The following is a 6,679-nucleotide window of genomic DNA, read 5'->3' as shown; positions in this document are numbered from 1 at the left end:
AAGCCGGTGATGCGCGGCACGGGGCGCATCGATGCCGCCGAGCTGACGAGCGCAGGCGGCATCTTCCTCGCCGCGCTGGCTGCGCTGGTGTCGGTCTATGGCATCGTGTTCGACGAGATTCCGCCGCGCGCCTGGGAATTCGTGATCGGCACCTGGTGGTTCGGCGGCGGCATCATGCTGGCAACCGCTGGTCTCGTCGGCCGTCAGCGGCCGGCGCAGAAGACCGCGGCGATCTCGGCGGGGCCGATCCGGGATCAGCGGCTGCGACGGTGAGCACGGTCGTAGACCTGCGGCCCCGCTGCGCCAATCTGTCCCGTAGCTGCGACTGGCCGATGCGATACCCTCACCAAAAAATCGGGGAGGGACCTCATGCCAGCGAAATTCAGCCGCCGTCACGTCATCGCTGCCGGAGCCGCGGCCGCCGCGATGCCCTTCCTGTCACGCGGAGCCTCGGCGCAAGCTGCGTGGCCCTCGCGGCAAATCCGCATGATCTGCACCTACCCCGCCGGCGGGCAGACCGATCTTTTGGCGCGGGCCTTCGGCGAATTCATCGCAAGGCAAGTCGGGCAAACCGTCGTCATCGAGAACAAGGCGGGCGCCTCGGGCTCGATCGGCGCCGCCGAGGTGGCGCGCGCCGCGCCTGACGGTCACACCATCCTGTGCTCGATCTCGACCACCTACGTGATGAACCGCGCGATGATGAAGAACCCCGGCTACGACATGGACAAGGATCTGACGCTGGTCAGCGTGATCCCGGGCGCCGGGCTGCTGCTGGTCGCGAGCCCGAAATTGGGCGTCAAGACACTGGCGGAATTCGTCGCCTATGCGCGCAGCAGCGGCAAGGTGAATTTCGGCACCTACAGCGCGGGCTCCGCGCCGCACATGACGATCAACGAGCTCAACAAGCAGTATGGCCTCACCATCGAGCCGATCCATTATCGCGGCGAGGCACCGATGTGGACCGGGCTCGCGGAAGGCACGCTCGATGTCGCGATGGGCAGCTACACGGCTGCACAAACCGTCCTGCAAAGCGGTCGCGGCGTCGTCTTCGGGGTGCATTCGAAGAAGGTCGACGCTATCCCCGAGATCAGGACGCTGCCCGAGCAGGGCGCGACGTCGAAGTTCTTCACCGTGAGCGGCTTCTCGGGCTGGGCGCTGCCGAAGGCGACGCCGCAGCCGATCGTCGATCGGCTGTCGGAGATTTGCGTCGCCGCCAATAGCGATCCGAAGGTCAAGGAGGTGCTCGCGACCTTCGTGCTGGAGTCCGCGATCGGCTTCAAGGACAGCAATGCGCTGTATCAGCGCGAATTGCCGGTCTGGATGGAGGCCGCGCAGTCACTCGGCCTGCCGCCGGCTTGAAGCGATCCGGAACGGAAGGATGGCTGGATCGACGGTCACCATTCGTCGTAGAACCACTCGCTCGGGATACGAGGCCGCGCTCTTGCGTATGGCGGGATAGACGTCCGCTCGGGCTTGCGGGCGGCCGGGGCCGGCTGCGCCGGAGGCGGTGACGCCTTCTGCTCGGAAGCCTTCGCGAGCGCCCGTTTCATTTCTTCCTGGCTCGCCTTGAGTTCCTCAATGGCTTTGGAGCTCTCGCGGGCCATCTGTTGCTGGTTCGCCTTTAGTTGCTCGATGTTTCGCTCAACATTCGCGAGGTCGCGTGCGATCGTCTGCAGCAGCTGCGTCTGATCGGGAAGGGCTGTGTTGGCTGTCGGCACGGCGTCCTGCGGTGGTGCGGTCTGAGGCAACGGCGTCGCTTGGGGCGGAGCGGCGTCCGCCGCGGCGACCTGAACGGCAGGTGGAGCCGGCTGCGCCGGAGGCTGCGGATCATCCGGCGGCAATGCTGGAGTTGAAACGAGCTGCGGCGCCCAACGGGCGACAAGCAGCTTGGCTTCCCCGCCATATGACGATTGCAAAGCCAGGGCCGCGACAACGATACATGCTGCCACCGACAAGCCGGTGAGGGCTCGGAATATCGGTCTTCCCGGCGGCGATTGCGAGCCAGGTATGGAAGAAGCAGGACTCGGCCCGGAAGAAGCAGGGTTGGGTCCGACCGAGGGCGGGTTTGGCTGCGCCGGAGGGTGGGACGCGGCATCGCGCTCCATTCTTGCGAGCTGTTCACTCAAGCGCGTGAGTTCTTCATCGGCGCGCGCAATCTGCTTTTGGGCTTCCGCGAGTCTTTCGTCGGCGCGCGCGCTCAGGCTATCGTTCGATCCAACTGGGTTCGGAGTGGGTGTGGAGTTCATTAACGTGTCCCTTTCCGTCCAATGTCACCCAAGAGTGCCGACTCGGCTATCCGTCAGGGGCGACCAGCCTCCAGCACTCCCTTCAGTCTTGTCCAAAGAATGGCCGGATGATAGCGCGCCCGAGGTCCCCTGATAATGGGGCGGGATACCGGCCCGGGCTAGCCGGAGGCCGGGTCCGCACGAGTCAAAGGCCGACATCATTCCGCGCCGCTTGGGGCCATGCAAACGGCCCTGGCCAGCGTAGTCTCAGGCGTCCCGCTCCACCAACTCGAAGGTGATGCCCTCCGGGCCCTCGAACAGCCGGAGCTTCCGGCTGATGTAGTCCATCTCCTCGCTCAGCATGGTCACACCATTGGCCACCAGGTGCGCGGTGGCCGCCTCGATGTCGTCGACGCGGAAGGCGAGGTGATTGAAGCCCAGCTTTCGCAGATTGGTCGGGTGTACCCCCGGATCGGTCCCCGGGGGCGGGTCGAACTGAAGCAGCTGGATTTCGAAATCCGCTCCCTCGAGTGCGAGGGTGATGTGCTGCGCTCTCATGGCCGGCATGCCCATGTACCGGGCGGGAATGCCGCCGTCGATGGTCGCGACGTGAGTCTTCCTGAAGCCGAGCAGTGCGAAGAAGGCGATCGCTGGGCCAGCATCTGCCACTGCGATAGTCACATGATCCGGACTGAGTATCATCTGATCGCTCCCTGTCATCGGCGCCGCGCCGGCTTGCCTCCTGCGAGGCTACCAGCTCGTTCGATCTGCCGGTAGGCGGGTCGGCCCTGCGGCAAAGCAACCGGACGGGCAACTCCAATTGTAGCATGAGTACAGATTGTAGGATGGGTAGAGCGAAGCGAAACCCCATCGATTACACCCGCGGACGCCGATGATGGGTTTCGCTGCGCTCTGCGCCCTCTGATCAAGAGAGGCGAAACGAGATGCAAAGCTCGGACAAATCACGTCGCGAGAACGCGAAATTATGGCCACAAGCAGCGCAACACACTCTGCGTCGTCCCGGCCTGCGCCGGGACGACGAATGGACAGGACCCCGGGCTACTCTACTGGATCACCCGCTTTCGCTTTCGCGGGTGATGTTTGTCATCTTGAATCGAGACCCATCCTCATCGTCGTCCTGGCGAAAGCCAGGACCCATTACCCCGAATCTCAATTGTTGCGCGACGCTGAGGCCATGATCCCGTTCCCAATCAATTGCGGTGGTTATGGGTCCTGGCTTTCGCCAGGACGACGAAGTGGAGAATGCCGCGTGCTTGATCGCTACTTCTCCAAATTCGCATGCGGCCGGCCGAAGTCGGGTGCGGCGGAGTCCTGGCCGGTCTCGACGATGCCGCGGCGGATGGCGCGGGTGCGGGTGAAGTGGTCGAACAGCGCTTCGCCGTCGCCGCGCCGGATCGCGCGGGTCAGCTTCGACAGATCCTCGTTGAAGGTGCCGAGCATCTCGAGCACGGCGTCCTTGTTGGCGAGGAATACGTCGCGCCACATCGTCGGGTCCGAGGCCGCGATGCGGGTGAAGTCGCGGAAGCCGCCGGCGGAGAATTTGATGACCTCGGATTCCGTCACCTGCGCCAGTTCGTCGGCGGTGCCGACGATGGTGTAGGCGATCAGATGCGGCAGATGGCTCGTGATCGCGAGCACGAGGTCATGATGATCGGGCGTCATGATCTCGACCTTGGCGCCGAGCGCGGCCCAGAACGTGCGCAATCGGTCGGTCGCCGCGGGATCGGTGCCTTCGGGCGGGGTGAGGATGCACCAGCGGTTGATAAACAGTTCGGCGAAGCCGGAATCCGGCCCCGAATGCTCGGTCCCGGCCACCGGATGCGCGGGGACGAAGTGGACGCCGTCAGGCAGATGCGGCGCCATGTCCTTGACGACGGCGCCCTTCACCGAGCCGACGTCGGAGATGATGGCGCCGGGCTTCATATGCGGCGCGATCTCGGCGGCGACCGGGCCGCAGGCGCCGACCGGGATGCAGAGGATGACGAGGTCGGCATCCTTCACCGCCTCGATGTTGGTCTCGACGACATGGTCGACGATGCCGAGCTCGGCGACGCGCGCACGCGTCTTCTCCGAGCGCGCGGTGGTCACGATCTCGCCGACCAGCCCCTGCGCGCGCGCGCCGCGCGCGATCGAGCCGCCGATCAGACCGAAGCCGATCAGCGCGATGTGTTTGAAGAGCGGAGCCGTGGTCACGATGTCACTTTCCGGCCAGGAAGTCGCGCAGCCCCTCGACCACGAGGCGGTTGGCCTCCTCGGTGCCAATGGTCATGCGCAGCGCATGCGGCAGCTTGTAATTGTTGAGTGCGCGCAGCACGAGGCCGCGCCGCGTGAGATAGGTGTCGGCTTCCGCCGCGGTCTTGCCCTTGTCGGTCGGGAAGTGAATGAGCACGAAATTGGCGACGCTCGGCGTCACCTTCAGCCCGAGCTTGCCGATCTCCTCGGTCAGCCAGTTGCGCCATTGTTCGGTGTGGGTCCGCGACATCTGCACATGCGCGGAGTCCTCGATCGCCGCCACCGCCGCCAGCATCGCCGGCGTCGTGACGTTGAACGGACCGCGGATGCGGTTGCAGGCATCGACGATATGCGCCGGGCCGAACATCCAGCCGATCCGCAGCGCGGCAAGGCCGTGGATCTTCGAGAAGGTGTGCGTCACCACCGTGTTGTCGGTGGTCGCGACCAGCTCGATGCCGAGCTCGTAGTCGTTGCGCGAGACATAGTCGGCATAGGCGGCATCGAGCACCAGCAGCACGTGCGAGGGCAGCGCGGCGCGCAGCCGCTTGACCTCGTCGAACGGGATATAGGTGCCGGTCGGATTGTTCGGGTTGGCGAGCCACACCAGCTTGGTCTTCGGCGTCACCACCTTGAGGATGGCGTCGACATCGGCGGTGAAGTTGGTCTCGGCCGCGATCACATTCTTGGCGCCGTTCGCCATGGTGGCGATCGGGTAGACCAGGAATCCGTGGGTGGTGGAGATCGCCTCGTCACCGGGCGCGAGATAGGTGTGCGCCAAGAGATTGAGGATCTCGTCGGAGCCGGCGCCGCAGATGATGCGGTCGGGATCGAGGCCGTAGGCGCGGCCGATCGCCTCGCGCAGCACGCGCGAGGTCCCCTCCGGATAGTCCTCGAGATGGTCAGCCGCCGCCTTGTAGGCCGCGATCGCCTTCGGAGACGGACCGAACGGCGTCTCGTTGGCAGACAGCTTGAACACCTTGCGGCCCGGTTCCGGCACCGGGCTCTTGCCGGGCGTGTAGGGCGCAATATCGAGGATGCCGGGGTTCGGCACGGGGCGGGACATCATCAACTCCGAACAGAGCGTTTTCGAGCGAAGTGGATACCGGTTCGCGTGAAGAAAACGCGTCAAAACAAAAGCCTGGACAGACGGCTGGCTCTTACCTCAGGTCCTGGCCGATCCGTTAGAGGGCACCGTATAGCGCGTTGCGTGGCTGCCGACGAGGGCCGACGAGCGGACCGAGGCACCGGCCTTGATCAGGGCGAGCTTGATGGCCTCGAAATCGTGTCCGGTGACCGAGACCAGGAGCGCCGCGCCGTCGAAGGCGGTGTCGGGGACCGCGACGATCTCGGCGAGCGGCGCCAGCGCCCGGGCGACATCGGCGTTCCAGCCGGAGACGCGCACGCTCCAGGTCTGCACTTCGGTGACCATTGCGTCGTCGGCGACCCGCGAGATCACGAACACCGGCAGCGCGGCGGGATGGTCGGCGCGCTCGAGGAACGGCAGCCGTGCGATGATCTTGGGCGCGCCATCGGCCTCGAGCGCATTCCACCACGGCGTGCGGCTCGCGATCGCGGAGACCAGCGCGAGGTCGCCCTTCGACTTCGCCACCGCCTCGACCGCGGCCTGCGCGCTGAAATGCGACACGTAGGGCACCACGAAGCCGAAGTGAAACCGCGCGGAGTCGCGCATGGCCGACTCGCCGACGGAAACATCGGCATGCACGGCGAACGGTGCCTGCACGTAAGTGAAGGTCGAGATAATGACGCGCCAGATGCTCTCGATGGTGTCGAGCGGCAGGATGCCGCGATGACGCCGCACCAGCTCGCGCATCATGCTGGCCTCGCGCGCCGGGCGGAATGCCGAGCCGACTTCCTGGGTCTTCTTGACCTGGATCAGGCGGTCGATGATGTCGCCGCGCGCCATCAACAGGCGGTGAACCTGCTCGTCGATCGCATCGATCTCCTTGCGCAGATCCTGCAGCGAGGGCGGCGACGGGGGTCGGTTGGACATGCTCTCAAACCTTGTCGTCGGGGCGGCCCGTTGCCGCGTCGGACAGGGTCCCTGATTAGGAAAGACGGGCAGCGAAAGCAAAGAGAAACGTCGCAGGCGTGCCTTGCGCATTCGGTTAACCAATCGGCCGTGGAAAGGGCTGTCTTGACGGCGGGGGGCGTGGGGACTACGTTCCCTGCGTCCCGTGGTC

The 6,679-nt window shown here is 65.4% G+C and carries 6 protein-coding genes, 1 pseudogene and 1 riboswitch (1 of these 8 cut by a window edge); of the genes and pseudogenes, 2 read left to right on the top strand and 5 right to left on the bottom strand.

Annotation, left to right across the window (positions count from 1 at the left end; all coding sequences use genetic code 11):
• A pseudogene (locus AKL29_RS45375) lies at positions 1-273 on the top strand (CorA family divalent cation transporter); the annotation flags it as partial.
• A gap of 96 nt (positions 274-369) precedes the next feature.
• Positions 370-1,359, top strand: a complete 990-nt coding sequence (locus AKL29_RS22415) for a Bug family tripartite tricarboxylate transporter substrate binding protein (protein WP_050385658.1) — start codon at positions 370-372, stop codon at positions 1,357-1,359.
• A 35-nt stretch (positions 1,360-1,394) separates the two neighbouring features.
• Here the strand turns inward: AKL29_RS22415 and AKL29_RS22410 are convergent, their stop codons facing one another.
• From AKL29_RS22410 to AKL29_RS22390, 5 genes are all read right to left on the bottom strand, one after another.
• Positions 1,395-2,246 carry an SH3 domain-containing protein gene (locus AKL29_RS22410; protein WP_152977718.1) on the bottom strand — a complete coding sequence of 284 codons (852 nt, stop codon included), beginning with the start codon at positions 2,244-2,246 and terminating at the stop codon, positions 1,395-1,397.
• Between the two features lie 246 nt (positions 2,247-2,492).
• Positions 2,493-2,927, bottom strand: a complete 435-nt coding sequence (locus AKL29_RS22405; protein ID WP_050385682.1) for a VOC family protein — start codon at positions 2,925-2,927, stop codon at positions 2,493-2,495.
• A gap of 579 nt (positions 2,928-3,506) precedes the next feature.
• A complete protein-coding gene (locus tag AKL29_RS22400; RefSeq protein WP_050385656.1) occupies positions 3,507-4,439 on the bottom strand; it encodes a prephenate/arogenate dehydrogenase family protein in 933 nt (310 codons plus the stop codon).
• Positions 4,440-4,443: 4 nt separating this feature from the next.
• Complete coding sequence (hisC, locus tag AKL29_RS22395) at positions 4,444-5,541, bottom strand: histidinol-phosphate transaminase (RefSeq protein ID WP_050385681.1); 1,098 nt, start codon at positions 5,539-5,541, stop codon at positions 4,444-4,446.
• Positions 5,542-5,640: 99 nt separating this feature from the next.
• Positions 5,641-6,489, bottom strand: a complete 849-nt coding sequence (locus AKL29_RS22390; protein WP_050385655.1) for a chorismate mutase — start codon at positions 6,487-6,489, stop codon at positions 5,641-5,643.
• Positions 6,490-6,663: 174 nt separating this feature from the next.
• Positions 6,664-6,679, top strand: a riboswitch (SAM riboswitch) (it continues 72 nt past the right edge of the window).

Source organism: Bradyrhizobium pachyrhizi (assembly GCF_001189245.1).
GTDB lineage: Bacteria > Pseudomonadota > Alphaproteobacteria > Rhizobiales > Xanthobacteraceae > Bradyrhizobium > Bradyrhizobium pachyrhizi.
The sequence above is the reverse complement of the archived record's forward strand: the minus strand, read 5'-3'. Positions and strand labels throughout refer to the sequence as shown.

What these genes read in the sequence shown, in the direction of transcription:
- AKL29_RS22390 (WP_050385655.1), bottom strand. Translation starts at nt 6,489, where the DNA reads ATGTCCAACCGACCCCCGTCGCCGCCCTCGCTGCAGGATCTGCGCAAG.
- AKL29_RS22415 (WP_050385658.1), top strand. Translation starts at nt 370, where the DNA reads ATGCCAGCGAAATTCAGCCGCCGTCACGTCATCGCTGCCGGAGCCGCG.
- hisC (WP_050385681.1), bottom strand. Translation starts at nt 5,541, where the DNA reads ATGTCCCGCCCCGTGCCGAACCCCGGCATCCTCGATATTGCGCCCTAC.
- AKL29_RS22405 (WP_050385682.1), bottom strand. Translation starts at nt 2,927, where the DNA reads ATGATACTCAGTCCGGATCATGTGACTATCGCAGTGGCAGATGCTGGC.
- AKL29_RS22410 (WP_152977718.1), bottom strand. Translation starts at nt 2,246, where the DNA reads ATGAACTCCACACCCACTCCGAACCCAGTTGGATCGAACGATAGCCTG.